The organism is Hydrogenophaga sp. A37, from assembly GCF_002001205.1.
Lineage (GTDB): Bacteria > Pseudomonadota > Gammaproteobacteria > Burkholderiales > Burkholderiaceae_C > Hydrogenophaga.
In genome coordinates this window covers 20672-46825 of the sequence record NZ_MUNZ01000145.1, presented here as the reverse complement: position 1 = coordinate 46825, position 26154 = coordinate 20672, and the positions used below count along the sequence as shown (strand labels likewise).

Annotated in this window: 29 protein-coding genes; 14 read left to right on the top strand and 15 right to left on the bottom strand. The window is 65.8% G+C overall.

From position 1 onward, the window contains the following. The coding region (locus B0E41_RS20500; protein WP_077333902.1) for a DUF805 domain-containing protein at positions 1-217 on the bottom strand (217 nt) is incomplete at its 3' end. A 115-nt stretch (positions 218-332) separates the two neighbouring features. On the opposite strand from B0E41_RS20500, the gene B0E41_RS20495 reads away from it, so the two are divergent. The 3 genes from B0E41_RS20495 to B0E41_RS20485 all read left to right on the top strand — a co-directional run bounded on the left by B0E41_RS20495 (position 333) and on the right by B0E41_RS20485 (position 2847). Then, positions 333-842: a hemerythrin domain-containing protein gene (locus tag B0E41_RS20495; protein WP_077333900.1), complete on the top strand. Its 510-nt coding sequence runs from the start codon at positions 333-335 to the stop codon at positions 840-842. Positions 843-972: 130 nt separating this feature from the next. After that, positions 973-1497, top strand: a complete 525-nt coding sequence (locus B0E41_RS20490; protein ID WP_077333898.1) for a DUF2867 domain-containing protein — start codon at positions 973-975, stop codon at positions 1495-1497. Positions 1498-1644: 147 nt separating this feature from the next. Beyond that, positions 1645-2847, top strand: coding sequence for an ammonium transporter (locus B0E41_RS20485; protein ID WP_077333896.1), 1203 nt, complete (start codon positions 1645-1647; stop codon positions 2845-2847). Positions 2848-2856: 9 nt separating this feature from the next. Here B0E41_RS20485 and B0E41_RS20480 read toward each other — a convergent pair whose 3' ends face one another. Continuing rightward, a complete protein-coding gene (locus B0E41_RS20480) occupies positions 2857-3192 on the bottom strand; it encodes an EmrE family multidrug efflux SMR transporter (protein ID WP_077333894.1) in 336 nt (111 codons plus the stop codon). 92 nt (positions 3193-3284) lie between these two features. Between B0E41_RS20480 and B0E41_RS20475 the strand changes: the two genes are divergently transcribed. Both B0E41_RS20475 and B0E41_RS20470 read left to right on the top strand, forming a co-directional pair. Next, positions 3285-3626 (top strand): phosphotyrosine protein phosphatase, encoded by a 342-nt coding sequence (locus tag B0E41_RS20475; protein ID WP_077333916.1) that lies wholly within the window; start codon positions 3285-3287, stop codon positions 3624-3626. 39 nt (positions 3627-3665) lie between these two features. Beyond that, entirely contained in the window at positions 3666-5183 is a 1518-nt protein-coding gene (locus B0E41_RS20470) for an MFS transporter (RefSeq protein WP_216350793.1), read from the top strand. A 25-nt stretch (positions 5184-5208) separates the two neighbouring features. On the opposite strand, the gene B0E41_RS20465 is transcribed toward B0E41_RS20470, so the two are convergent. Genes B0E41_RS20465 through B0E41_RS20450 form a run of 4 tightly spaced genes read right to left on the bottom strand, consistent with a single transcriptional unit; the run spans position 5209 to position 7639 of the window. After that, entirely contained in the window at positions 5209-5520 is a 312-nt protein-coding gene (locus tag B0E41_RS20465) for a type II toxin-antitoxin system RelE/ParE family toxin (RefSeq protein ID WP_077333892.1), read from the bottom strand. After that, complete coding sequence (locus B0E41_RS20460) at positions 5517-5801, bottom strand: YlcI/YnfO family protein (RefSeq protein WP_077333890.1); 285 nt, start codon at positions 5799-5801, stop codon at positions 5517-5519. The genes B0E41_RS20465 and B0E41_RS20460 overlap by 4 nt, the downstream gene beginning before the upstream one ends. Before the next feature lie 60 nt (positions 5802-5861). After that, positions 5862-6494, bottom strand: coding sequence for a peptide chain release factor H (prfH, locus tag B0E41_RS20455; RefSeq protein WP_077333888.1), 633 nt, complete (start codon positions 6492-6494; stop codon positions 5862-5864). Then, on the bottom strand, positions 6491-7639 hold the full coding sequence (locus B0E41_RS20450) for an RNA ligase RtcB family protein (protein ID WP_077333886.1): 1149 nt from the start codon (positions 7637-7639) through the stop codon (positions 6491-6493). Before B0E41_RS20450 ends, prfH begins: the two co-directional genes overlap by 4 nt. Before the next feature lie 435 nt (positions 7640-8074). Here B0E41_RS20450 and B0E41_RS20445 point away from each other — a divergent pair, with 435 nt between their 5' ends. After that, positions 8075-8524 carry an energy transducer TonB gene (locus B0E41_RS20445; protein WP_171984834.1) on the top strand — a complete coding sequence of 150 codons (450 nt, stop codon included), beginning with the start codon at positions 8075-8077 and terminating at the stop codon, positions 8522-8524. Positions 8525-8606: 82 nt separating this feature from the next. On the opposite strand, the gene B0E41_RS20440 is transcribed toward B0E41_RS20445, so the two are convergent. Beyond that, entirely contained in the window at positions 8607-8816 is a 210-nt protein-coding gene (locus B0E41_RS20440) for a YjfB family protein (protein ID WP_077333882.1), read from the bottom strand. A gap of 190 nt (positions 8817-9006) precedes the next feature. Here B0E41_RS20440 and B0E41_RS20435 point away from each other — a divergent pair, with 190 nt between their 5' ends. The 4 genes from B0E41_RS20435 to B0E41_RS26775 all read left to right on the top strand — a co-directional run bounded on the left by B0E41_RS20435 (position 9007) and on the right by B0E41_RS26775 (position 11825). Continuing rightward, entirely contained in the window at positions 9007-9438 is a 432-nt protein-coding gene (locus B0E41_RS20435; protein ID WP_077333880.1) for a hypothetical protein, read from the top strand. Between the two features lie 6 nt (positions 9439-9444). Further along, positions 9445-9891 (top strand): hypothetical protein, encoded by a 447-nt coding sequence (locus B0E41_RS20430; protein ID WP_077333878.1) that lies wholly within the window; start codon positions 9445-9447, stop codon positions 9889-9891. A 65-nt stretch (positions 9892-9956) separates the two neighbouring features. Further along, positions 9957-10499: a GNAT family N-acetyltransferase gene (locus tag B0E41_RS20425; RefSeq protein WP_077333876.1), complete on the top strand. Its 543-nt coding sequence runs from the start codon at positions 9957-9959 to the stop codon at positions 10497-10499. Positions 10500-10643: 144 nt separating this feature from the next. After that, positions 10644-11825 carry a hypothetical protein gene (locus B0E41_RS26775; RefSeq protein WP_143433931.1) on the top strand — a complete coding sequence of 394 codons (1182 nt, stop codon included), beginning with the start codon at positions 10644-10646 and terminating at the stop codon, positions 11823-11825. Between the two features lie 134 nt (positions 11826-11959). On the opposite strand, the gene B0E41_RS20420 is transcribed toward B0E41_RS26775, so the two are convergent. Continuing rightward, positions 11960-12541, bottom strand: coding sequence for a TetR/AcrR family transcriptional regulator (locus B0E41_RS20420; protein WP_077333874.1), 582 nt, complete (start codon positions 12539-12541; stop codon positions 11960-11962). A 102-nt stretch (positions 12542-12643) separates the two neighbouring features. On the opposite strand from B0E41_RS20420, the gene B0E41_RS20415 reads away from it, so the two are divergent. From B0E41_RS20415 to B0E41_RS20405, 3 genes are all read left to right on the top strand, one after another. Further along, a complete protein-coding gene (locus B0E41_RS20415; protein WP_077333872.1) occupies positions 12644-13231 on the top strand; it encodes an NAD(P)H-dependent oxidoreductase in 588 nt (195 codons plus the stop codon). Between the two features lie 79 nt (positions 13232-13310). Beyond that, positions 13311-13910, top strand: a complete 600-nt coding sequence (locus B0E41_RS20410) for an AbiEi antitoxin N-terminal domain-containing protein (RefSeq protein WP_077333870.1) — start codon at positions 13311-13313, stop codon at positions 13908-13910. A 61-nt stretch (positions 13911-13971) separates the two neighbouring features. Then, positions 13972-14883 (top strand): nucleotidyl transferase AbiEii/AbiGii toxin family protein, encoded by a 912-nt coding sequence (locus tag B0E41_RS20405; protein WP_077333868.1) that lies wholly within the window; start codon positions 13972-13974, stop codon positions 14881-14883. 106 nt (positions 14884-14989) lie between these two features. On the opposite strand, the gene B0E41_RS20400 is transcribed toward B0E41_RS20405, so the two are convergent. Both B0E41_RS20400 and B0E41_RS20395 read right to left on the bottom strand, forming a co-directional pair. Beyond that, the gene (locus B0E41_RS20400) at positions 14990-15529 is read right to left on the bottom strand and encodes a pilin (protein ID WP_077333866.1); all 540 of its coding nucleotides are present in this window, start codon (positions 15527-15529) and stop codon (positions 14990-14992) included. A 63-nt stretch (positions 15530-15592) separates the two neighbouring features. After that, entirely contained in the window at positions 15593-17125 is a 1533-nt protein-coding gene (locus B0E41_RS20395) for an AMP-binding protein (protein ID WP_077333864.1), read from the bottom strand. A 105-nt stretch (positions 17126-17230) separates the two neighbouring features. Here B0E41_RS20395 and B0E41_RS20390 point away from each other — a divergent pair, with 105 nt between their 5' ends. Further along, positions 17231-18796 carry a bifunctional aminoglycoside phosphotransferase/ATP-binding protein gene (locus B0E41_RS20390; RefSeq protein ID WP_077333862.1) on the top strand — a complete coding sequence of 522 codons (1566 nt, stop codon included), beginning with the start codon at positions 17231-17233 and terminating at the stop codon, positions 18794-18796. Between the two features lie 173 nt (positions 18797-18969). Here B0E41_RS20390 and B0E41_RS20385 read toward each other — a convergent pair whose 3' ends face one another. From B0E41_RS20385 to B0E41_RS20365, 5 genes are all read right to left on the bottom strand, one after another. Then, complete coding sequence (locus B0E41_RS20385; RefSeq protein ID WP_077333860.1) at positions 18970-20232, bottom strand: Zn-dependent hydrolase; 1263 nt, start codon at positions 20230-20232, stop codon at positions 18970-18972. 28 nt (positions 20233-20260) lie between these two features. Further along, positions 20261-21712, bottom strand: a complete 1452-nt coding sequence (gene hydA, locus B0E41_RS20380; RefSeq protein WP_077333912.1) for a dihydropyrimidinase — start codon at positions 21710-21712, stop codon at positions 20261-20263. 79 nt (positions 21713-21791) lie between these two features. Beyond that, positions 21792-23249, bottom strand: a complete 1458-nt coding sequence (locus B0E41_RS20375; RefSeq protein ID WP_077333858.1) for an NCS1 family nucleobase:cation symporter-1 — start codon at positions 23247-23249, stop codon at positions 21792-21794. Positions 23250-23379: 130 nt separating this feature from the next. Then, a complete protein-coding gene (gene preA, locus B0E41_RS20370) occupies positions 23380-24693 on the bottom strand; it encodes an NAD-dependent dihydropyrimidine dehydrogenase subunit PreA (protein WP_077333856.1) in 1314 nt (437 codons plus the stop codon). 56 nt (positions 24694-24749) lie between these two features. Continuing rightward, positions 24750-26117 (bottom strand): NAD(P)-dependent oxidoreductase, encoded by a 1368-nt coding sequence (locus tag B0E41_RS20365; RefSeq protein WP_077333854.1) that lies wholly within the window; start codon positions 26115-26117, stop codon positions 24750-24752. Positions 26118-26154: the final 37 nt, after the last annotated feature.

Below are 26154 nucleotides of genomic sequence, written 5' to 3'. Positions count from 1 at the left end.
TGCCAATGTCGTGCAGCCGCCGGGCACCCGCCGCAAATGTTGGTAGCAATGAGGCCAGCATCAACAGCTCGCCGACCATCTTCACGCCCAGCATGCCCGGCACGATCGTCACCAATACCAAAAACAGCACCCACCACCAGTATTCCGAGCGCGTCGCGCGCCCCTCGAAGCCCACGTATTTGGTGAAACAGGTCTTGACTGCGTCGACAAAGTTCATCTCGTCCTCCAGACGGTGTTGGTGAGCCGGCATGATAGCCCTGACATCCGGTGACCGTCACCCGCTTGACCTCCATCAAGCGACGCCCGCCCCGAAACCGCTAAAGTGACGCCCCATGGACACCACCGCCACCCCCGAAGCCCCCACGTCGACCGCCACCGGCCTGAACTGGAGCCCCCAGCTGCACACCGGCGATGACCGCATGGACGACACCCACGAGGAATTCGTGGACATGCTCAACCGCCTGCTGGCCACGCCGCCTGCCGAGCAACTGCCGCTCTACCGCGAGTTCGTGGCGCACACGGTGGAGCACTTCGCGCAGGAAGAGCGCTGGATGCTGGCCACCGGCTTCTCGGCCGACAACTGCCATGCCTCGCACCACGCCACGATCCTGGAAACCCTCAACGCCGTGGTCGACCATTTCCAGCAGGGCGACACCGAAATCATCAGCCGCCTCGCCGAGGCCCTGGTCGAGTGGTTCCCGCAACACGCCGCCAGCATGGACGCCGGCCTGGCGCTGCACATGAAGGAAGTGGGCTTCGACAGCCGCACCGAAACCCTGGTCGATCCAGACCGCGTCAAGCCCGCCACCATGAGCGGTTGCGGCAGCGTGAGCTGCAGCTGAGCGGGCTGCGCTCTTCCGCCGAGCCACCCGCGGGGTGGCTTTTTTGTGGGCGCTCCGTCGCTGGCTATAGTCGGCTCAGCGACCGCACACAGCCCCTCGGCCGAGTGGTTGGCCGCGCAGGGAGTCCCCGATGAACACCCCCACCGAAACCATCCCGCCCGCCGGCAGCCGCATCGCCAACCGCCTGGATGGCGCCGACTTTTGCGATGCCTGGGCCATCGACGCCACCGATCCCTCGCTCAGCGCTCTCCGCCAATTTCTCAAGGCCGTGCAGGCCACGCCGCGCTGGGTCGACGCCTGCATGAGCCTGCGCAACCGCGCGGTGCAACTCGTCGGCCTCAAGAACCTCGGCGAGCTGTCGGAAATCAACCCCGCCAAGCCCGACGCCGACTACCGGCCCGGTGACCGCGTGGGCATCTTCACCCTGTTCGAGAACACGCCCGACGAGGTGCTGCTCGGCGACCGCGACAAACACCTGGACGTGGTGCTCTCGGTGCATTGCGCCCGCTCGGCCGGCCAGCCGGTGCGCGTCACCGTCACCACCGTCGTGCACACCAAGAACCGGCTCGGCCGGCTCTACATGCTGCCGGTCAAGCCCATGCACCGGCTGATTTCGCCCAGCGTGCTGCGGGCCATCGGCGCGCCGGCCCAATAGCCGGCCAAAAGCACCATTAAAGTGCCAACTGCACCACGATGATGTTATTGGCTTGATTTTTGCTACTGCTTGGTGCGATTCGCCATGCAGACCCTGTTTTGGCGCTTTCAACGCACCAATACCAGCTTTTCTGCACGGAGATTTTTCATGGACGCACTCAAACAGGGCGCTGATGCCCTGTTCATCCTGCTTGGCGGCATCATGGTTTTGGCCATGCACGCCGGTTTCGCCTTCCTCGAACTCGGCACAGTTCGCAAGAAGAACCAGGTCAACGCCCTGGTCAAGATCCTGGTGGACTTTTCGGTCTCCACCATCGCCTATTTCGTCGTGGGCTACGGTGTGGCCTACGGCGCCTCGTTCTTCGTGGGCGCCGAAACGCTGGCCCAGAAAAACGGCTACGAGCTGGTGAAGTTTTTCTTCTTGCTCACCTTCGCCGCCGCCATCCCGGCCATCATTTCCGGCGGCATCGCCGAACGCGCGAAGTTCTGGCCGCAACTGATCGCCACCGCCGTCATCGTCGGCCTGGTCTACCCGTTCTTTGAAGGCATCGCCTGGAACGGCCACTTCGGCATCCAGGCCTGGATCACCGCCACCACCGGCTTCGCCTTCCACGACTTTGCCGGCTCCGTGGTCGTGCACGCCGTGGGCGGCTGGATCGCGCTGCCCGCCGTGCTCTTCCTCGGTGCGCGCGCCAACCGCTACCGAAAAGACGGCGGCATCTCGGCCCACCCGCCGTCAAACATCCCCTTCCTCGCGCTCGGCGCGTGGATCCTGTGCGTGGGCTGGTTCGGCTTCAACGTCATGAGCGCGCAGACGCTGGACAAGATCTCCGGCCTCGTCGCCGTCAACTCGCTGATGGCCATGGTCGGCGGCACGCTGGCCGCGCTGATCGCCGGCAAGAACGACCCCGGCTTCGTGCACAACGGCCCGCTGGCTGGGCTGGTGGCCGTGTGCGCCGGCTCCGACCTGATGCACCCGCTGGGTGCGCTGGTGGTGGGCGCGGTGGCGGGCGTGCTGTTTGTGGTGATGTTCACCGCCACGCAGAACCGCTGGAAGATCGACGACGTGCTCGGCGTGTGGCCGCTGCACGGCCTGTGCGGCACCTGGGGCGGCCTCGCGGCTGGCATCTTCGGCCAGCAGGCGCTGGGTGGCCTCGGCGGGGTGAGCTTCACGGCGCAACTCATCGGCACTGCCCTGGGCGTGGCCTGGGCGCTGCTCGGCGGCGTGGTGGTCTACGGCACGCTCAAGGCGGTCATGGGCCTGCGCCTGAGCCAGGAAGAGGAAAACGACGGCGCCGACCTGACCATCCACCGCATCAGCGCCACGCCCGACCGGGAAGTGAGCTGGTGAGCCGGGTGCTCAGTGCGCCACCGAGCGCGAAAACAGGTTGATCACCAGCACGCCGGCCACGATCAGCCCCATGCCCAGCAGGGCTGGCGCGTCCAGCGTCTGCTTGAACACCACCCAGCCGATCAGCGAGATCAGCACGATGCCCACGCCCGACCAGATCGCATAAGCCACGCCCGTCGGGATCGTGCCCAAGGTCTGCGCCAGGCAATAAAACGCCACAGCGTAACCAACCACCACCCCCACGCTCGGCCACCATCGCGTGAAACCTTCCGAGGTCTTGAGCAGGCTGGTGGCGATCACTTCGGCCACGATGGCGGCGCCGAGGTACAGGTAGGCGGTTGTCATGCGCTGGAATTTACGCCTCCAGAACCTTCGCGGCCGGGGCCACCCGGGCGGCTGGCGGAGGGGCCGGTGAAGCGATGCCCTACAGTGCGCGCATGCCTTCTGACCGACTCAACGTGCTCTTCGTCTGCAGCCGCAACCAGTGGCGCAGCCCCACCGCCGAGCGGGTCTGGCGCCGACACCCGACGCTCAACGTGCGCTCGGGCGGCACCAGCCCCAACGCGCGCCACACCGTCTCGGCAGACGACATCCGGTGGGCCGACGTGATCGTCGTGATGGAGCACAAACACAAGTCGCGACTCACGGCCGAATTCACCGGCTTGTTGGCCAACAAGCCGGTTCACGTGCTCGACATCCCGGACGAGTACAAGTACATGGACCCGGAACTGGTCGAGCTGCTGGAGCAGTCGGTGAGCGGCATCCTGAACATCGAATGAACCCTGAGTGGGCCTGAGCGCTCCATCTCTGACGCTGGCATGAACTCCTCACCCAATTCCCCCACTGCAACGCCCGCCAAGGCCACCCGCCGCGAGTGGTGGGGCCTGGCCATGATCGCCCTGCCCTGTCTGGTCTACGCCATGGACCTCACGGTGCTCAACCTGGCCGTGCCCGCGCTCAGCCGGGCGCTGACCCCCAGCGCATCGGAGCTGCTGTGGATCATCGACATCTACGGCTTTTTCGTCGCCGGCTTCCTGATCACCATGGGCACGCTGGGCGACCGCATCGGGCGCCGCCGCCTGCTGCTGATCGGCGCGGCCTTCTTCGCGGTGGCTTCCGTGCTGGCCGCGTTCGCGCGCACGCCCGCCGAGTTGATCGTGCTGCGCGCGCTGCTCGGCATTGCCGGCGCCACGCTGGCGCCGTCCACGCTCTCGCTGATCCGCAACATGTTTCACGACGAGACGCAGCGCCAGTTCGCCATCGGCGTGTGGATCACCGCGTTCTCGGTCGGCAGCGCCATCGGCCCGCTGGTGGGCGGCTGGCTGCTGGAGCACTTCTGGTGGGGCTCGGTGTTCCTGCCCGCCGTGCCGGTGATGGCCCTGCTGCTGGCGCTCGGGCCGCGCCTGCTGCCCGAGTACCGCGACGAAAACGCCGGCCGCATCGACCCACCGAGCGTGCTGCTCTCGCTGGCCGCCGTGCTCGCCACCATCTACACCATCAAGGCCATGGCCGAGCACGGCCCGAGCTGGGAGCGGCTGGCGCTGCTGCTCGCCGGGCTGGCCCTCGGCGTGGCGTTCGTGCGGCGCCAGTCGCGCATCGACTACCCGCTGCTCGAACTGCGGCTGTTCGCCATTCCCACCTTTCGCACGGCCATCATGGCCTACGGGCTGTCGTGCCTGGCCATGTTCGGCATTTACATCTTCATTGCCCAGCACCTGCAGATGGTGCTGGCACTCTCGCCGCTGCAGGCCGGCTGGGCCACGGTGCCGTGGGCGGGCGGCTTCGTGTTTGGCTCCATGGTGCTGGCGCCCTGGCTGGCGCGGCGCTTCGGGCCCGGGCCGGTGATGGTGTGGTGCCTCGCGGCGGCAGCGGCCGGCATGCTGATGATGGTGTGGGCCGACGGCCCCTGGGCGCTCTGGGTGCTGGTGGCCGGCATGGTCGTGGTCAGCCTGGGCATGGCGCCGGTCTTCGCCATCGGCACCGAACAGATCATCACCTCGGCGCCGCCCGAGCGCGCGGGCGCCGCCTCGGCCATCGCCGAAACCAGCTCGGAATTCTGCGGCGCGCTGGGCATCGCGCTGTTCGGCAGCGCGGGCACGCTGATCTACCGCCAGCAGCTCACACAGGCCGGCGGCGAAGGCCTGCCGCCGGAAGCACTCGCCACCCTGGGCGGCGCCCTCGCGGTGGCCGAACGCCTGCCCGCCGAAGCGGCGCAAACACTGACCCTCATGGCCCGCGCCGCCTTCACCGACGCGCTGCAGTTCACGGCGCTGACGGGCAGCGCGCTGGTGCTGCTGGCCAGCGTGCTGGCGGCGCGGATGTTGCGGCGGCCGTAGCAGCGGCACCCGGAATCAACCACCCTCAGTGGTAATCGTCTTCCAGCTGGTGGCGCACCGCCAGAATGGTCACGGTCGAGGCGTCTTCGATCTCGAACAGGGCAACGTAGCCGCTGTGCCCGAACGGGATCAGCAGCTCACGCAGAAACGGGCTCTGGCCCGCTTTGCGGTAGATGAAGGGTGAACGGCCCAGGCTGTCCATCGCGCTGGTGATCGCGTTCAGCGCCTGCTCGGCCAGATCCAGGTCTTCGACCGTGCTGGCCCGGTCCAGCAAGAACTGGTAGAGGCGGATCAGGTCGTCACGGGCACCGGCGCTGTACCGGACCGCGAAGCTCAACCCTGCACCCGCTTCTGCACCTTCGCCCGGGCATGGCTCAGCAGCCCACCCAGTTCGGCATGCACCTCGCTCGCAGCAAAGTAGACGCCCGTGGCCCGCGCCTGATCTCGTGAAACCAGCCCACGCGCCACGAACTCCGCGCGGGTGCGTCGGCGCTCGATGGTTTCGCGCACCGAAGCTTCGATGAAGCCCGACAAGGTCTCCCCCTCCTGCAGCACGCTCTGCGCGGCATCACGCAATTGGGGATCGACGCGAAGCGAAGGCAAGGTGGCGGTTTTCATGGGATGGACCTGATGCGTTGCAGATGCGATGCATTCTAGGCGGGGACCGCTCTGCCGGGCCTACACCTCCACAAACCCCTCCCCCCGAAACGCTCGGGTCGCATTCCCGCGCTCCACGCCGTGGTGCTGTCGCCAGCGTTGGTTGCGGGCAGCGCTGGCGGCGTCGTCCGCCTGGGCCGCCAGCTTGTGCGCCAGCAGGGCGCGGGCGAGGCGTTTGTTGGCGTGCTGGCTGCGTTCGGTCTGCACCTTCACGCTCAGGCCGGTGGGCACGTGCGTGGCGCGCACGGCCGAATCGGTCTTGTTGACGTGCTGGCCACCTGGGCCGCTGGCGCGCTGGGTCTCGAAGCGCAGGTCCTTGTCGTGCAGCGGCTCGCCGCTGGCGCCCGGCGCGTCGGTCTCGAAGACCTCCACCCCGATGAACCAGTTCTTGCGCCTGTGGCCCGGCCGGTAAGGGCTGGGGCAGCTCCATAACACGCTGCCACTCCAGCGCGAAGCCAGGGCCAGCGCCTGCGCACCCTCCAGCGCCAGCAGCACCGAGCGGAAATTGCCCGGCACCTCGCTGGGCACCTGCTCCAGCAGCTCGGCGCGCACCTCCGCGCCCTCGCATTCGCGCAGCAGTTGCGCCAGCGCCTTGCGCACGGCCAGGCAACATTCTTCAGGCCCCGTGTTGGCGGTGAGTTGCAGCAAGATCATTCGCAGCACTCCCCACGGGTCTTGTAGGTCAGCACCGGTTTGGTCCGGGCCAGCAGCTCGATCAGGCCCGCACCCACCAGCGACTGCACCACGCTGTCGATGCCTTTGTAGGCCTGTGGCGCTTCCTCGTAGATCAGTTGCCGGTCGTTGCAGATCACGCGGCTGCCCAGCGCCGTGCGCCCCATCTGCGTGGGCGTCATCAGCTTGAACAGGCGGTCCTTGCAGGCCGAGCGAATCCACTTGCGCCCAGCGCCGTGCGCCAGCGACAACAAGGTGTCGTGGCACACGCGCGTGGGCCGCACCAGGTAGCTGTGGTCGCCGCGCGAGCCGGGAATCAACACCGGCCCGGCGTCCGACGGCGTTGCGCCCTTGCGGTGCAGCCAGCCGGCCTGCCCGTGGATGGACGAAGGCGCCACGAAGTTGTGGTGCACGTCCAGCACACAGCGACCCTCGGCCCGCACGTTGCCCAGCAGCCGCTGCGCCACCAGCTGGCGGTTGCAGCGCGCGTAGCGCAAGGCCGCGTCGTGCTGCGCCAGGTAAGCCGCGGCCTCGGGCGTGTCGGCCACCAGACCGGCATGCCCGAAGGCATCCACATGCTGGCGCAGGACGCACTCACCCAGGCCCCGCGAGCCGCTGTGCACCAAGAGCAGCAGACGCTGCTTGTCGATGCCCAGCGCGGCCAGCGCCTCGGGCGCGTGCACGGTGTCCACCTGCTGAAACTCGGCAAAGTGGTTGCCGCCGCCGATGGTGCCCAGCGAGGCCTCGTGACCACTGGGCAACACACCGGCGTCTGACATGGCTTGCGCCCGCGCGTCCGCGTCGTCCATCGGGCCGTCGATGTTGCCCACGCGCTTCTCCAGCTTGTCCAGCCGGACCGCGCTCGCCTGCAAGTCGGTTTGCCACAGCGCCATGCCGCAGCCGATGTCGTTGCCCACGAGTGCGGGGTAGAAACGCTCCGTCGAGAAAAACGCAGCGCCGACCGGGTAACCGCGGCCGGGGTGCAGATCGGGCATGCCAGCGACGCGCTGCATGCCCTCGAGTTGTGACGTGGTGATCAGCTGCGCGATGGCCGCGTCTTCCATCCACGTCGCGTCGGACGCGACCACGCAGGCGCGGTCCGACAGCTTCTTGACAAAATTGCCCATGAAAAATCCAGATTCAAAAAACGTTGAAACCGGACCGGGACAGACGCGCGCACACCACCACCGCGCGGCCAACGCTTTCGCGTCAGGCGGCGCACCGGGGGGCGCGGAACAAAAGGAGGGGGAGGCTTAACCGACGGTTAAACCGAAAGCCCCGCCACCGCTGACCCAGCCCACAGGGAGGTCGTGTTCTTTTGCATGTTGTTCTCCTTGTGGGGTGGAAGAAAGGGTGGGGATCGCCGCACTCGGAAGGTCAATGGCGACCTCGGCAAAACGGCGGGAGACGAACTGTAGCGGGAGATGTGTGCAGGGGGGAAGCACCGTCTGCGGGGATTGATGCCTTTTTGCGACACCCCCGCCTTGAGCGGCGCAAAGGCACGGAGCTGCGGCGGTGTCATGAAATCATCGCGTGCCCCGCTGCCCCACCAAAACACACACATGCTCCTCTCACCCTTGCGCGTCCTCGCCTGCCTGTTGCCCTTGGTTCTGCTGGGCGGCTGCGCCCAGTTGCACAAACGGGGCGGATACCAGGTCGGGACCGACGAAACCACACTGAACAGCGCCGAAGCGGAACGTGCACTGTCCAACTCGGTGCTGGACCGGCAAATCTGGCCGCCCCTGGACGCGCCCTTACGGTTGGTGAAGGTCGAGCTGCCCAAATACCTGGACCACCTTCGCCAGCGTGGCATCGAAGGGAAGGTACTGCTGCAGTTCCGGGTGTTGCCTGACGGATCTGTGGGCGACATCAAGGTCATCGAGAGCAGCCACAAGGACTTGACCGAGCTGGCCAGTGACGCGGTATCTCAATGGAAGTTTGTCCCACCCACCCGCGACGGTGTGGGGGTGTCACTGTACGTTCGCCACCCGTTCGTGTTCCAACTGCAATAGCCCCGTCAAGCCGAATGGGGCACTGTCGCATGGCAGCGCGGCGGTGCGTGGGACAGGCCTGAACGTCATCCAGGCACCGGCATCAAGCCATCGTGTTGACCTGCGTCCCCACCGACCCACTGCCCGCCAGCGGCAGGTTCCCCGCCACAGCGTTCAGCAACGCCGCCGACGCCGACTCCTGCATGTCCATGGCTTTTTTCAGCACGTTGATTTGCACTTCTTGCTTGGTCTGGCTGTTGCCCATCTGAAGCACGCGGTCCACGAGCAAGGCGGGTGAGGGAGAGACATCCATGGCGAATCCTTGAGAGGTGTTCAGTGCTTATCGGCTCGCAGTGCGGGCAGCTTGAGCAACCCGTACTGCGGACACCTCCCGGGACTTGACATGTGCAAACACTGACGGTCAACCATCGCGGCTGGGCAAGCCAGTCTCTTACCAGGCAGCGGTATCCTTTCCCATCATTTACATCACAGGGAGGTACACCATGAAACTGCTTTCGCGCGTCATCACCACCATCGCTCTCTTGCTTGCGGCTGCGTCGGCCTCAGCCCAGGGGGTTCCGACCATTGAAGATCTCAAGAAGGCGACTGACGCCGCCATGGAAACCGTGGGCCGTGGCGACCTCGCCGGTGGACTCAAAAGCATCCAGCCGCTCTTTGTGGTGAGCAGTGCGGAGTTCGAGAGCATGGTGGGGCAGGCGAACCTGGCGCTTCCTGTATGGACCACCCGTTTCGGCGCATCAAGAGGCCACGAGTTCATCGAAGAAAAACGCGTGGGCAGCTCCCTGGTGCGGCTGACCTACATCCACAAATTCGACATGCACGCCACCCGCTGGCACTTCTACAGCTACCGGGGAAAGAACGGCTGGACCATCAGCGCGCTCACTTTTGACGACAAGCTGCAAGTGTTGTACTGACGACCCATGACGTCCTTGACCGCCACATTCTGGAAAGATTCCCAAGGCACCTGCGACTGCTGTGGGCAGACGTCGAAGACCATCTGGGGCGACCTCTCGGACGACGAGGGAACGCAAGCCATCTACTACGTCCAGTGGACAGTCGGCTCACCCCAGCATTTCCCCCACATCGACCTCATCATGGGCCCCTGGGGCGAGGGCACCCAGGCCAGCCAGCGGCAACTCGTGTGCCTTCGCTTCCGCCCCTCGCCCAACGGCGGGTCCTTCATGGTGGTGGATGCAGGCGACCGGCACCACACCAAGGCCGAACTCTGTGGCCGTGGCTTGCGCAGAGACGAGGTCGTCGGCACACCTTTGGCGCCGCATGTGTTTCAGCTGGTGGACACGCTGTGGCTCACCGAGCCGCGCATCGAAGACATCAAGGCGCTCTGCACCCCCTTGCCCCCTTCGTAACAAACCGTACACAATGGCCGCAGAGCCAATAGCCCACAGCAACGCCACCCGGGGAGGGACGCCACATGAACGACGCACAGCCGCGCCCGTTCCACATCCGCATCGACCGCGAACTCACTCACCAGCAGGTGATCGCCCTGCTGGAGGAGCACCTCGCCGGCATGCGCGCCGAGTCGCCGCCCGAGTGCGTGTTTGCGCTGGACCTCGACGGTCTGCGCCGGCCGGAGATCACGTTCCTGACCGCCTGGCGCCCCGCGCCTTCGGACTCACCCGACGAGGCTGAAGGCGAACTGCTCGCCATGGGCGCCATCAAGGAACTGGCGCCCACCACCGCGTTCGGCGGCGGGCACGGCGAACTCAAGTCCATGCGCACCAGCGCGCGCCACCTGCGCCAGGGCGCCGCCCAAGCCATCCTCACCGAACTTCTCTCCCTCGCACGCCAGCGCGGCTACGCGCGGGTGAGCCTGGAAACCGGAAGCACGCCGGCGTTTGAACCGGCGATGGCGATGTACCGGCGATTTGGGTTTTTGGAATGTGGGCCGTTTGCGGATTACAGGGATGATCCGTTTAGTCGGTTTTTCACTATTGAGTTGCAATCTGCAAACTGAGCTACTGCGGGTTGCTAAATCAATGACCATCTGAAAGGAAATCCCAGGTGCCGCCTTTCACTTCCAGGTTATTGGCATACTTAGTTCACTAGCCGGCGCCTGATTCCCGTGAAACACGGCACCCCTAAACAGATGGAGGAATCAATGGAAACCGTTGAAAATCAGGACTTTTTCCGATGCGACGTTCGGATTGACAGCAAGCGCTTTTTTAGATGCAGATTTTTTGAATGTCGATTTCTATTCCATGGAGAGGGTGGTTTTTCCATCAATCAATGCGAGCTTGATGAAAACTGCTTCTTGGCAGTCCACGACGATATCTATACCATTATAGAGATGCTGCGTCGCCTACCGGAGCATGGGGCTACCGAACTATTCTCAATAATCAGCGCATATATTCAAGGACAATCATCGTATCGAGATTATACAAACGAAATCAAACAACGAGCCACTGCCAATCTTCTGCTTCGCGGAAAACTGTTTACCACTATTGGGGTTATTCGATCATGCCGTGATTTTCCACACATCGTTAGCACCCGCGACTACGTTGAACATATCCACAAAAAAATCGACCTCAACGAGACAGCAAATCACCGAGAGACCTGCTGCATAAGAGACGGTGGTAAATATGTTTACCTGCAAGAGGAGTGGATGATCAAAACATGGACTGATGGTGGAAAGCTCCCAATAAAGCCATCGAGCACATACAAGTCGGAGGAGCGCGCGCAACAAATGACACCAGATGAGAACCTAATACTCAATTCGAACATTTCGTTGCAAGATGCAAGTCGAGCGGGGTGTGACTTTGAGGGAAACATTAGTCTTGTGAGTTTTGAAAGAAACAGATACTCCAGTGGGAAGCCAGTACCAGACATATATATTAGAGAGCTAAGACATGAAAATGGATTAGTTCTTTGCTTTGCAAATTCCTTCAGCAACGCCATTGCCGCGAGATTCAATAGAAAATTCTGCGTTAGAATAGATAATATCGAAGCCCTCAAGACCACAATAGACAAACAGCTTGGGGCTCAAGGAATATCAAGCGATTGCAATTACACAATAGACCACAATCGCAGTCATTTTCTCAAGCACATTGACGACGCGTGGCAGGATGAGTTTCGTATCTTCTGGCCAACACTAAAAGAAGAGAGAACAGTTGAGATCCCGCCGGGGTCTGCAAGCGCGGTCGTCATTTCCGAATTTAAGAATGCGGCGCTTGACGAACTCAAGAGAATCAGTTCCATGTACGCAGGCCAACTTGCCGAGATTGATCGAAAGGGTGTCCACCTAAGGCCCGTCGTTGATCTTTCAAAAAATGACAAGACATAGACAAGGTCTGCAGAACTCCCTCGTTGGCGGTTTGTTGTGCAGACTTCCCGAAGCATGAACCAACCAACGGGATCAGGTCTTTCCTTTTGCCCCGTGCCTGCAAAGCGATCAGCCAAACCTCGGCCACACCCGGCTCACCCCGCCACCGGCGCCAACCAAGCCCGCAGATAAGGCTGCAACCGGGCCTTCATGGTCTTGTCTTTGTGCAGCGCACAGAAGTTCAGCGCCAGGGTCTGCATCAAAAAGGCTTCCACGCCCTCAACCAATATCTCGATCGGCACGTCCTGGCGGAACGCGCCCTGCGCCAGCCACTGGCCCACAAGCTCGCCGAGCCGGCCGAAGCTGAGGGCGATGGGGCCGATCTCTTCCACCGCCATGGCGCCCGAGCGCCGCATGATGAGGTCGAACACATAGCGCTCGGACGACATCAGCTCCACCAGCGGCATCAGGCGCTGGGCCAGCTGGTCTGCGTCGCGCGGCGCGGGTTCGGCCGCCATGCCGTCGAGCAGGGTCTCGATGCGCTGGCCGATGAGCAGGTCCATCAGCTCGTCCTTGTCCTTGAAGTGGGCAAAGAACGTGCCCTTGGCCACGCCCGCGGCTTGCACGGTTTCTTCGATGCGCAGGGCCTCGAAGCCCTTTTCGGCGACGAGTTGGTCCGCCACCGAGGTCAGGCGGGAGCGGGTTTCCAGGGTGCGCTGCTGGACGGCTTTTTTCATGGGGTATGGGCGGCCATAAAGTGACCTAAGTCAATTTATATTGACCTTGGTCAGTTTTTGACCTATAAATTTGACTTCGGTCAATTTTATAGGAGCACACCCGTGAAACGCATCTTCATTCTCAACGGCCACCCGGCCGAACGTTCGCTGTCCCGCACCCTGGTGGAGGCCTATGCCGACGCCGCGCGAAAGGCCGGGCACGAGGTTCGCCTCACGCACCTGCACGACCTGGCGTTCGACGCCGACTTCGGCAGGGGCAACTTCGAGCAACCCAAGCCGCTGGAACCCGCGCTGGAGCAACTGCTGCAAGACCTGTCGTGGAGCGAGCATTTCATGATGTCCACGCCCATGTGGTGGGGCGGGCTGCCCGCCAAGCTCAAGGGCCTGTTTGACCGGGCGCTGCTGCCCGGCCGGGCCTTCGACACCCGCAAGAAGAGCCTGCTCGGCCTGCCGCTGCCGATGCTGACGGGCCGCAGCGCGCGCGTGGTGATCACCTCCGACACGCCGGGCTGGTTCATGCGGCTGGCCTACAAGAACGCCCTGATCTGGCAGCTGCGCCGGCAGATCCTGGAGTTCGTCGGCCTCAAGCCCACCAAGCTGACGCACCTGGGGCCAGCCAGCGAAGCCAAGCCCGAGCAGGTGCAGCGCTGGGTGAAACAAATGCAGGGCCTGGGCGCGCAGGCGGCCTGAGGGGCCGCCCATGGCGGCAAAGTTCCTTTTCATCGGCTTTTATCAATAAATACCTCACTTATGGAACAATGCCCCACCGATGAACACCCAGGCCGACCAACTGCTCGCTCTCGCTCGCTCCAGCGGGCTGGTGCGCCCGCGCGACCTGGACGCGCTGGGCATTGCGCGGGTGGCGCTGACCCGCGCTGTGCGGGGCGGGCAGCTGGAGCGCATCGGGCGCGGGCTGTATGGGCTGCCCGCGCGGCCGGTGTCGGCACACGGCTCGCTGGCCGAGGTGGCGCGGCGGGTGCCCAAGGGGGTGGTCTGTCTGCTGTCGGCCCTGCGTTTTCACGGCCTGACGACGCAGGCGCCGTTTGAGGTGTGGCTGGCCGTGGGCAACAAGGCGGCGGCGCCCCGGCTGGCTTATCCGCCGCTGCGCATCGTGCGCTTCTCGGGTGCGGCGCTGACCGAGGGCGTGGAAACACACGAGGTCGATGGCGTGGCGGTTCGCGTGACCAGCGTGGCCAAGACGGTGGCGGATGGCTTCAAGTACCGAAACAAGATCGGACTGGACGTGGCGCTGGAGGCGCTTCGCGAGGCCTGGGCCAGCAAACGCATGACGAGTGACGAGCTGTGGCACTTTGCGAAGGTCTGCCGCGTGGCGAATGTGATGCGGCCATATTTGGAGAGCCTGGCATGAGCGCCGCCCGGCCGTTCCGAAGGCGCTCGGCCCCGCAGTGCGCAGCACGGGGGGTAGTCCAGTGAGCGGCCCGCGCAACCTGGCCGCGTCGGTGCGCGCGCGCCTGCTCAACAAGGCCCGCGCCAGTGGGGTGGATTTCAATCTGCTGCTCACGCGCTATGCGCTGGAGCGGATGTTGTTCCGCCTGAGCGTGTCTGGGCTGGGCGGTCAGTTTCTGCTCAAAGGAGCCTTGTTGTTCGACCTGTGGTTTGACGAGCCGCACCGCCCCACGCATGACGCGGACCTGCTCGGCTTTGGCTCTTCCGAGATTCCACATCTGGAGCAGGTGTTCCGCGAACTGAGCCAGATCGCGTGCGAGGACGGCATTGTTTTCCTGGCGGACACGGTGAAGGCGGTGGAGATCCGCAAGGAGGCCAACTACGCAGGTGTGCGCCTCACGCTGGTGGGTCTGCTGGACGGCGCGCGCTGCCCGGTGCAGATCGACGTGGGTTTTGGCGATGCCGTGGTGCCCGGCCCGGAAGAAGCGGAGTACCCAGCGATCCTGGACGACATGCCGAAAGCGCAATTGCGGGTGTACCCCCGCGAGACGGTGGTGGCGGAAAAGCTGGAAGCCATGGCCTCGCTGGGCATGCTCAACACGCGCCTGAAAGACTACTTCGACCTCTGGGTTCTGGCGCGGCACAGCGACTTTGACGGCAGCGTGCTGGGCCGGGCGATTGCGGCCACGTTCGAGCGTCGGGGCACGGCCCTGCCGACAGGTTTGCCGCTCGGCCTGTCGGACGAGTTCGCGTCGGACGCTCAGAAAACGCGGCAATGGCAAGCGTTTCTTCGCAAGAACGATTTGCAGGCGCTGCCGTTGGCCGAGGTGGTCGCGGCCCTGCGCTTGTTCCTCCAGCCGGTGCTGGCCGCTCTGGCAACGGGTGAGCCTTTTCGCGGGCAGTGGCGGGCGGGCGCGGCTTGGGACGTTGCCTGACTCGTGCCTGGCGGGTCTGTTGGTAGGGGCCTTCAAAGACCTTGGTGACGAAGTCAGTCGCCCAAGAGCGCGGTCATCTCTTCTTCCGGTGCCGCCTTCGGCACCCCTAAACGCAGTTCACCGGCAGGTGGGCGGGAAGAATGTCGGTCTTGTCGGTGCCCAGCGCCTTCATCTTGTCGGGCGCCTTCGCGTGGCCGCAGACCCAGGCCACCGGCACGATGGGCGCGTCTTCCACCACGGCCGGGCGCAGGGTCAGCGTCTTGCCTTGCAGGGCGCCATTGGCGCGGTTGCCGAACACGATGTGGATCGCACCGCCCTCCACCGTGACCGACTTCACCACGTTGTTGACGATCTTCTCGGGCGCCGGCAGCCCCGCGCTGGCGTTGTCGTCGGGCATGGTCTTGGTGGCGGCCCAGGCGGCGGCCACAGGCTCTTTGGCGATCTTCGCCAGCGGCATGGCCTCGACGATGTTTTCGCGGACGTACTTGCCGGCCAGGTTGGGCACGGCCATCAGCGCGAGGATGGCGATGATGGCCACCACGACCATCAATTCGATCAGCGTGAAGCCGTGGTGGCGGGTGGTTGAAGGGTTCACAGGCAAGCAGGCGATCAAGCGCCGGGTGGGGATGGCGGCATTCTGCGGCATTCGCCTGCGCTGTCCGTGTGTGATGCGGCCTCATCTGGAGCGCCTGGTATGAGCGGCCTGCCGCTACCCACCGGCCACCCGCTCCCGCAACTCGGTCTTCAACACCTTCCCATAGTTGTTCTTGGGCAGCGCCTCGACGATTTCATAACGCTTGGGCCGCTTGAAGCGGGCGATGTGGTCGAGGCAGAAGGCGTCCAGCGCCTTGGCATCCAGCGCCGCACCGGGCAATGGCACCACGAAGGCGACGACGATTTCGCCCCACTCGGGGTCGGGGGCGCCGACCACGGCCACTTCGGACACGCCGGGCGCGGTGAGCAGCACTTCTTCCACCTCGCGCGGGTAGATGTTGCTGCCGCCGCTGATGATGAGGTCTTTGCTGCGGTCTTTGAGGGTCAGGAAACCGTCGGCGTCGAGCGCGCCCATGTCGCCGGTCCAGAGCCAGCCGTCGCGCACGGCGGTGGCGGTGGCTTCGGGGTTGCGCCAGTAGCCGGCCATGACACTGTCGCCCTGGATCAGCACCTCGCCCACCTCGCCCGGTGGCAGCGGCTCGCCGTTTGGCCCCGCGACGCGGATGCGCACCGGCGTCTGCGCCACACCCACGGAGGCGAGGCGCTCGGCGTGGCGCGGATGGCTGGCGTCGGCCAGGTGCGCGCGGCTGAGCGCGGTACCGACCATGGGGCTTTCGCCCTGGCCGTAGATCTGCACGAAACGCGGGCCCATGGTGCGCAGGGCACGCTGGATGTCGGCCGCGTACATGGGCGCGCCGCCGTAGACGATGGTCTTGAAACTCTCACCGCACTGCTGGGGCGTGAAGCCCTGCGCCTCGGCTTCGTCGACGATGCGTTTGACGATGGTGGGCGCGGCGAACAGCGAGAGCGGCCCGATCTGCTGGCCGAGCACGAACAGCTCGGCGGCGTCGAAGCCGCCCGAGGCGGGCACCACGTGGCGCGCACCGGCCATGAGATGCGGGATGGCGTAGATGCCGGCGCCGTGCGACATGGGCGCGGCGTAGGCGATGGCGTCTTGCGGGTCCACGTGGTCGACATCGTTGAAGTAGGTGAGCCCCATGGTCATCAGGTTGCGGTGCGTGAGCATCACGCCCTTGGGGCGGCCGGTGGTGCCGCTGGTGTAGAACAGCCAGGCGGTGTCGGTGGGGGCGCGTTCTTCGATGGCGGGCAGGGCTTCGCCTTCATTGATCCACGCACCGGATTCGGCACTGTCGGCGTCCATCACGCCATCCAGCCCGGTGAGCGCGGCGGGGTCGGGCGCCACATCGGCGGTCACAAAGGCCCACCGCGCGGCCGAGTTCTCCACGATCCACTGCACTTCTTTCAGGTGCAGCTTGGCGTTGACGGGCACCACCACCAGCCCGGCCCACCAGGCGCCGAACATGAGCTCCAGGTAACGCGGGTGGTTGCGCATGAAGATCACGACGCGGTCGCCGGGCGCCAAACCAGTCACCAGCAGGTGAGCACCCACTCGCGCGGCGCGCGCTGCCCACTCGCTGTGCGTGGCCACGCACTGGGTGCCATTGAAGATCGCGGGCCGCGCCGGGTCTTGAAGCGCCGCGCGTTCGAGCAGGTGGGCGAGGCTCATGGGCGTTGTCTCCGCGGGTCGTTGTGGGCGCATTTTCAGGGCAAAAACGGCGGGCACTGGGCGGTGTCAGGCAACGAGAGGGCCAACGCGCTTAAAGTCATCCGCATGAACGACGCGCTGCCCCCCCTGATCACCGCCCTGCTGGAGCCGGCGCGGTATGCCGGCGTGTCGCTGCAACCGGTGGAGCGCGTGGAGCTGATGGAAACGCACGGCGCCTGGGTGCTGCTGGCGGGCGAGTTCGCCTACAAGATCAAGAAGCCGGTGCGTTTCCCCTTCATGGATTTCAGCACCCTGGCCCTGCGCCGCCAGGCCAGCGAAACCGAGATCCGGGTGAACCGGCGCTTCCAGGATCTCAACCGACCCGCCACGCAGCTCTACCTGGGCGTGTTGCCCATCGTGGGCACGCCCGAACAGCCGCGCTGGGGCGCGCCCGGCAAGGCCGACGCGGGACAGGCCATCGAGTTCGCGGTGCAGATGCGCCGTTTCGATGAAGCGGCCCGGCTGGACCACCTGTGCGAGCGCGGCGCGCTGACGCCCGAGCACATGACCGGGCTGGCGCGGCGCATGGCGGCGTTTCAGGCCGGGGCCGCTGCGGCCGGCAACGGCCAGCCCTGGGGGCACGCCGCGGCGGCCATGCGCTGGCCGCGCGACAACTTCACCTCCCAGCGAACAGCCTTGACCGAGCCCGCCGACGCCGCCCTGGTGCGCGAGCTGAGCGAGTGGACCGAGCAGCGTTTCAACGCCATCGAACCGCTGCTCTCACGGCGGCGCCAGAAGGGCCGCGTGCGCGAGGGCCACGGCGATCTGCACCTGGCCAACCTGGTGTTGATCGAAGACGAGGTGCTGCCTTTCGACGCGATCGAATTCAACGACGCGCTGCGCTGGATCGACGTGGCGAGCGACGTGGCCTTTGTCTGGATGGACCTGCTGAGCCACGGCTGCCCCGGCCTGGCCAACACGCTGCTCAGCGCCTGGATCGATGCCGGTGGCGACGTGTCCTCGCACACCGTGTGGACCTTCTTCGCCAGCTACCGCGCCGGGGTGCGCGCCAAGGTGGCGGCGATCCGGCTGGGGCAACTGGGTGGCGCGGGGGCCTCGACCGAAGCCGACGCGAGCCTGGCCGAAGCCCGGCGCTACCTCGCGCTGGCGCGCGACATCGCCCACCCGCCCAGGCCGCAGCTGGTGATCACCCACGGCCTCTCGGGCAGCGGCAAAACCTGGGCCTCCAGCCGCTGGCTCGCGGCCGAAACCAGCGGGCGCGCAATCCGCCTGCGCTCCGACGTGGAGCGCAAGCGCCTGCACGGCCTGAGCGCGCTGGCCCCCAGCGGCTCGGGCCTGAACGCCGGGCTCTACAGCGAGCAGGCGCACGGCGAGACCTATGCCTCGCTGCTGTCGCGTGCGCGCATGCTGCTGGCCGACGGCTGGACGGTGCTGGTGGACGCGGCCTTTCTGCGCGCGGCCGAGCGTGCCGATTTCGTGGCGCTGGCCCAGAGCTCAGGCGTGCCGTTTCACATCCTCGCCTGCGAAGCGCCACCCGACGAGCTGCGCCGCCGCATCACCGAGCGGCAGGCACGCGGGGCCGATGCCTCGGAAGCCACGGTGGAGGTGCTGGAGAAACAGCTGGACTGGCTGGAGCCGCTGGACGCGAGCGAACGCGCCTGCGTGACATGAAGCACCCCCGCCGCGCTGCGCGCGACCCCCTCAAGGGGGCGATACCAGTGGCCCGGCAAAGCCGGTTCCACGGTATCTCTGGATGAAGGCACTTCGCTCCGGAGCTTCCTGCGCTGGTCGAAGGAATCAGGTGTGCCTCCTGGACGGGTCGCGCGAAGCGCAGCGGGGGTGTTTCAAGTTCCCGCGCGTTCCAACATGGCGTGCAGCAGCACGTTGCAGCCTGCGGTGATGTGCTCCGGCTTGGCGTCTTCGATCTCGTTGTGGCTGATGCCGTCCTTGCAGGGGATGAATACCATGCCAGCGGGCGCCAGCCGGGCCATGTAGACCGCGTCGTGCCCGGCGCCCGAGACGGCGGGCATGTGGCTGTAGCCGAGCTTGGCGGCGGCGCGGCCCACGGCGTCCACGCAGTCGGGGTGGAACACCTGGGCCGGGTAGTTGGACACCGGTTCGATCTGGATGGGCAGCCCGGTGTCAGCGCTGAGCTTGGCGGCCACGGCGCGGATGTCCTGGTCCATGCTGTCGCAGTCGGCGTCGGTGGCGTTGCGCAGGTCGATGCTGAACTTCACCTGGCCCGGGATCACGTTGCGGCTGTTGGGAAACACCTGCACCATGCCCACCGTGCCACGTCCGTGCGGCGGGTGACGGTGGGCGCAGGCCACCACTTCCTGCATCAGGTGCGCGGCCACCTGCAGCGCGTCTTTGCGCAGCGCCATGGGCGTGGGGCCGGCGTGGGCCTCCATGCCGGTCACGGTGCAGTTGTACCAGCGGATGCCCAGCACGCCACTGACCACGCCGATGGTCTTGTGGTTGTCTTCGAGCACCGGGCCTTGTTCGATGTGGGTTTCAAAGTAGGCGCCGATGGGGTGGTCGCCTGGCTCCTGCTCGCCGATGTAGCCGATGCGCTCCAGCTCGCCCTTCACGGTTTTGCCCTCGGTGTCGGTGGCGGCGTAAGCGTGTTCAAGCGTGAAGGCCTTGGCGAAGGCGCCCGAGCCCATCATCACGGGCACGAAGCGCGAGCCCTCTTCGTTGGTCCAGAACGCCACTTCGATGGGGGCTTCGGTTTCGATGCCGTGGTCGTTCAGGGTGCGCACCACCTCGATGCCGGCGAGCACGCCGTAGTTGCCGTCGAACTTGCCGCCCGTGGGCTGGGTGTCGATGTGGCTGCCGGTCATGATGGGCGGCAGGCTGTTGTTTCGCCCAGGGCGGCGCATGAAGCCGTTGCCGATCTTGTCGATGGTGACGCTCATGCCGGCCTCGCGCGCCCAGCGGGTAACGAGGTCACGCCCCTGCTTGTCCAGGTCGGTCAGGGCGAGGCGGCAGACACCGCCCTTGGGCGTGGCGCCGATCTGCGCCAGCTCCATGAGCGAGGCCCAAAGGCGCTCGCCGTTGATGCGCAGTTGGTCGATGTCGATGGCCGGTTTGACTTGGGTGTCCATGGTGTTCTCCAGATGCATCGTTCGTCGGTCAGCGCGCCACGGCCGTGGGCGCCAGATCCTGTGCGCGCTTTTGCACCGCCTGGAAGTTGACACCAAACGCGGGGCGTTTGACGTAACGGCCTGTGCCGGGCTCGGCGCGCAGATCGCCCTGGGCAAACACCACGCGGCCCTGGCTGATGGTGTGGCTGGGGATGCCGCGCACGGTGCGGCCTTCGAAGATGTTGAAGTCGCCTTTGCTGTGCTGCGTCTTGGCGGAAAACGTTTTGCTGCCCTGCGGGTCCCACAGCACGAGGTCGGCGTCTGCACCCTCGCCCACGAAGCCCTTGCGCGGATAGATGTTGAACAGCTTGGCGGCATTGGCCGAGGTGATGGCCACGAACTCACTGGGCGTGAGGCGCCCGGTGTTGACGCCGCCGTCCCAGATGGCGGCCATGCGCTCTTCCACGCCGCCGGTGCCGTTGGGGATCTTGGCGAAGTTGTCCTTGCCCGCAGCCTTCTGCGCGGCGCAGAAGGTGCAGTGGTCGGTGGCGGTGGTGTGCAACTGACCGGACTGCAGTCCACGCCACAGCGCCTCCTGGTGGGCCTTGGGCCGGAAGGGCGGGCTCATCACGTGCGCTGCGGCGCGGGCAAAGTCCGGGTCGCGGTAGACGCTGTCGTCCACCAGCAGGTGGCCGGCCAGCACCTCGCCGTACACGCGCTGGCCGCGCGCACGGGCGCGGGCAATGGCGTCGGCCGACTCCATGCAGCTCACGTGCACGACGTAGATGGGCACGCCCAGCACGTCGGCAATCGCGATGGCGCGGTTGGCGGCTTCGGCCTCGACCATGGACGGGCGCGACAGCGGATGGCCTTCGGGGCCGGTGATGCCCATCTTGGCCACCTCCTGCTGCAGCAGGTAGACCAGCTCGCCGTTTTCGGCGTGCACCGTGGGCATGGCGCCCAGCTCCAGCGCGCGCTTGAAGCTGTTCACCAGGGTTTCGTCGTCGCACATGATGGCGTTCTTGTAGGCCATGAAGTGCTTGAAGCTGTTCACGCCTTCCTCTTGCACCAGGGTGCCCATGTCGGCACGCACCTGCTCGCTCCACCAGGTGATGGCGACGTGGAAGCTGTAGTCGGCCGCCGACTTTTCGGCCCAGCCGCGCCACTTGCGGTAGGCGTCCAGTATGGGTTCCTGCGGGTCTGGGATCACGAAGTCGATGATGCTGGTGGTGCCGCCGGCCAGGCCCGCGGCCGTGCCGGTGAAGAAGTCGTCCATGGTGACGGTGCCCATGAACGGCAGCTGCATGTGGGTGTGCGGGTCGATGCCGCCGGGCAGCACGTACTGGCCGCTGGCGTCCAGGGTCTGCGCCCCGGCCGGTGCCAGCTCGGCCGCGCGCTCGCCCATGGCCACGATGTGGCCATCCACACACAGCACATCGGCACGTTGTTCGCGGTCGGCATTGACCACGGTGCCGCCGCGGATCACTAGGGCTTGGCTCATGGGGGTCTCCTTCAAGGGTGCATGGATGCGGGTCGAAAAGACCCCGCCGGTGGCCACGGGCCACGGCAGGGTCATGGGATCACGCCTTCTTGGCGGTCAGGTAGTAGTAGCCGCCGGCCACGGCCAGGCTGAAGAACCAGCCGAAGTCGAACAGGGCCAGCAGCAGGCCCGGCACGGCGGCTTTATCGATCAAGCCGGACACGGCCAGGTAACCCGGCAGGCAGGGCAACACGCCCAGCGCGAAGGCGATGAGGGCCTGCACATTCCAGCCGTTGCTGTACTCGTACTCGCCGCCCCGGCGGTACAGGTCGTCCACCTTGAGCACGCTCTTGCGCACCAGGTAGTAGTCCACCAGCAGGATGCCGGCGATGGCGCCCAGCAGCGTGCCGTAGCCGCCCAGCCAGGTGAAGAGGTAGCCGCCCGAGGTGGCCAGCAGTTTCCAGGGCATGAACAGCAGGCCGATGACGGCCGCGATCATCCCGCCCATGCGAAAGCTGATCTTCGAAGGCGCGACCTGGCTGAAGTCGTACGACGGTGACACCAAGTTGGCGGCGACGTTGGTCGTCAGGTTGGCCAGCAGGATCACCAGCAGGCCCACGCCCGCGGCCACGCTGCCCATCTGGGTGAGCAGGCCGTCGGGGAACAGCTGCGCCTTGCCATACAGGATGGACGAGGCCGAGAAGCCGATCACGCCCACCATGGAGAACAGCGCCATCGGAATCGGCAGGCCGATGGCCTGGCCGACGAGCTGGTCCTTCTGCGATTTGGCGAAGCGCGTGAAGTCCGGGATGTTGAGCGCCAGCGTGGCCCAGAAGCCCACCAGCCCGGTGAGCGCGGCCCAGGTCTTGGGACCACCCTCCACCACCTTGGCGGGCAGGTTGAACAGCTGGCCCGCGGGCACCTTCACCATCAGCACCGCCACCAGCAGGATGGACGCGCCAATCATCAGCGGCGCGGCGATCACCTCCAGCACGCGGATCGACTCGGGGCCTTTCCAGATGAACCAGAGGTGCACCGCCCAGAACGCGAGGAAACACATGAACTGCGAGGTGCTGATGGTCTGCCCCTCGACCGGCCCGGCCAGGCCCATGCCCAGGATGTTCAGGAAGCCGTGCAGCGCGAGCGCGCCGAAATAGCAGTTGATGGAGAACCAGCCGCAGGCCACCAGACCGCGCAGGATGGCCGGCAGGTTGGCGCCCTTGACGCCGAACGAGGCCCGCGCCAACACCGGGAACGGCACCCCGTATTTGGGCCCCACGCGACCGATCAGCAGCATGGGCACCAAGACGATGCAGTTGGCCAGGAACACCAGCCACACCGCCATCTGCCAGGTGAATCCCTGGTCGAGCATGGAGCTGGCCATGGTGTAGGTGGGCACGCACACCACCATGCCCACCCACAGGGCCGCGTAGTCCTTCCAGGCCCAGTGGCGCTGCGCCGCCGTGGTGGGCAGCAAGTCCTCGTTGGCCAGCGGGTTGGGCGCCGTGGCGGGAATGGGCCCCGCCACCCGGGCGGTGCTGCCGATGCTGTTCGTCATGCCTGTACTCCTGTCAAAGACCTCGTGGGTAACACACAGTCCGCGGTCTGCGCCGGCGTTCCGGGCCAGCAGATGCGGGGAAAAGAAAACACGAAAGGCGGCGGTCCACGCAAGAACCGCACCGGCGCCGTCAGGTCGCGGCGCTCACGCGCTGCGGGTTGTTGGGGTGGGTGGTCCAGTTGGCGTATTCACCTGTGACCGTTTTGTCCGTTCGCACATCCACCTCGCCGGGCGCGAGGCTGCGCAGGGTGATGCACTCAGGCACCGGGCAGATCGACACGCACAGGTTGCAGCCCACACACTCGGCATCATTCACTTCGAACTTGCGCACACCACCTTCTTTGCTGAAGGTGATGGCCTGGTGCGAGGTGTCTTCGCACACCACGTGGCAGCGGCCGCACTGGATGCAGGCGTCCTGGTTGATGACGGCCTTGTCGATGTGGTTGAGGTTGAGGTTCTTCCAGTCTTTCACCGTGGGCACGGCCTGGCCCTTGAAGTCGTCGAGCGTTTTGTAGCCGCGCTCGTCCATGAAGTTGGAGAGGCCATCGCACATGTCCTGCACGATCTTGAAGCCGTAGACCATGGCGGCGGTGCACACCTGCACCGTGCCGCAGCCCAGGGCGATGTATTCGGCCGCGTCGCGCCAGGTGGTGATGCCGCCAATGCCGCTGATGGGCAGGCCCGCGGTCTGCGGATCGCGCGCGATTTCGGCCACCATGTTGAGCGCGATGGGTTTCACGGCCGGGCCACAGTAGCCACCGTGTGAACCCCAGCCATCGGTGCTCGGGCTCATGACCATGCGGTTCAGGTCCACGCCCATGATGGAGTTGATGGTGTTGATGAGCGACACCGCATCAGCCCCGCCGGCCTTGGCTGCGCGCGCGGGCTGGCGCACGTCGGTGATGTTGGGCGTGAGCTTCACGATCACGGGCAGGCGGCTGTAGTGTTTGCACCAGGCGGTGACCATCTGGATGTATTCGGGCACCTGGCCCACGGCCGCGCCCATGCCGCGCTCGCTCATGCCGTGCGGACAACCGAAGTTGAGCTCGATGCCGTCGGCACCTGTGTCTTCCACCATGGGCAGGATGCGCTTCCAGCTCGCTTCCTCGCAAGGCACCATGAGCGAGACGATCATGGCGCGGTCGGGCCAGTTGCGCTTGACGCGTTTGATCTCCTCGAGGTTGGTCTGCAGCGGCCGGTCAGTGATGAGCTCGATGTTGTTCAGGCCGATCACGCGGCGGTCTTGCGACATCAGCGTGGCATAGCGCGGGCCGTTCACGTTGACGACGGCCGGATCTTCGCCCAGCGTCTTCCACACCACGCCGCCCCAGCCCGCTTCGAAAGCGCGTGTGACGTTGATCTCTTTGTCGGTGGGCGGCGCGGAGGCGAGCCAGAAGGGATTGGGGCTGTGGATGCCCAGGAAATTGCTGCGGATGTCGGCCATGGGGTGCTCCGGTGAAATGCGGTGAGTGCGTTGGCGTTCGTGGGTAGTGGTGACCGTCAAGCCACCAGCGCCACGGGCACGCTCAGCGCTTCATGGATGGAGAGCGCGGCCAGCTTGCCGTGCTCCACGGCTTCGACCGTGAGGTCGCGCCCGCCCGCTCGGCAGTCGCCGCCGGCCCACACGCGCGCCAGGCTGGTGCGACCTGCTTCATCGGTGGCTATGCGTCCGCCCTGCAGCGCGATCGCCTTGCCGGCGGGCTCGGCCACATAGGTCTGGCCGATGGCCTTGAGCACCATGTCGGCTTCCAGCGTGAAGGTCTCGCCGGTTTCCACCAGTTGGCCGTCGCGCAGCGCGCTGGCGGCGAAGCGCATGCCCTTGACGGCACCACCCTCGCACAGCAGTTCCTGCGGCGCGGCCCAGTGGCGGATCGTCACGCCATGGGTTTGCGCCCATTGCTGCTCCACGCGCGATGCCGACATGGCGTCAGCGCCACGGCGGTAGACGATGGTGACTTCTTCAGCCCCCAGCTTGCGCGACTGCACGGCCGCGTCCACCGCCGTCATGCCGCCGCCGATCACCACCACACGGCGACCCACTGGGAGCGTGGACAGGTCAGCGCTCTGGCGCAGCTCGGCGATGAAGTCGACGGCATTGCGCAAGCCAGTGGCGGTGGGTTCGGCCACGCCCAGCGCGTTCACACCCTGCAGGCCCAGGCCCAGGAACACGGCGTCGAAGCCACCCAGCAGGCCGTCGAGCGTGATGTCGCGTCCGAGCCGCTGTGCCGTGCGCACCTCGATGCCGCCGATGGACAGCAACCACTCCACTTCCTTCTGCGCGAAGTTGTCGGTGGTCTTGTAGCTGGCCAGGCCGTATTCGTTGAGGCCGCCGAGCTTGGGCCGCGACTCGAACAGCACCACGTCGTGGCCACGCAGTGCCAGACCATGCGCGCAGGCCAGCCCCGCTGGCCCCGCGCCCACCACCGCCACGCGCCTGCCCGTGGGCGCTGCTCGCTGGAACAAGGGCGCACCTGGCTTGGCAAAGAAGGCGTCGGTGGCGTAGCGCTGCAAGAAGCCGATCTCCACCGGCTTGTCTTCGTTGGTGTTGCGCACGCAGGCCTGTTCGCACAGCACCTCGGTGGGGCAGACGCGGGCGCACATGCCACCCAGCGGGTTGGCTTCGAGAATCGCACGCGCCGCGCCGCGGTTGTTGTCTTGCGCAATGCGGTGGATGAAAGATGGGATATCGATGCCCGTGGGGCAGGCCGTGGCGCAGGGCGCGTCGTGGCAGTAGTAGCAGCGCTCGGCTTCGATCAGCGCCTGGGGGCGGGTCAGCGGCGGGTGCGCGTCGCTGAAGTTGTTGGCGTAGTCCGCCAGATTGAGGCGGGCGGCGTGGACGCCGCAGGCGCGGCTCGTGGGGGTGTCCATCGGGTTTCCTTGTGGGCAGGTTCTGGCAACAACAAAC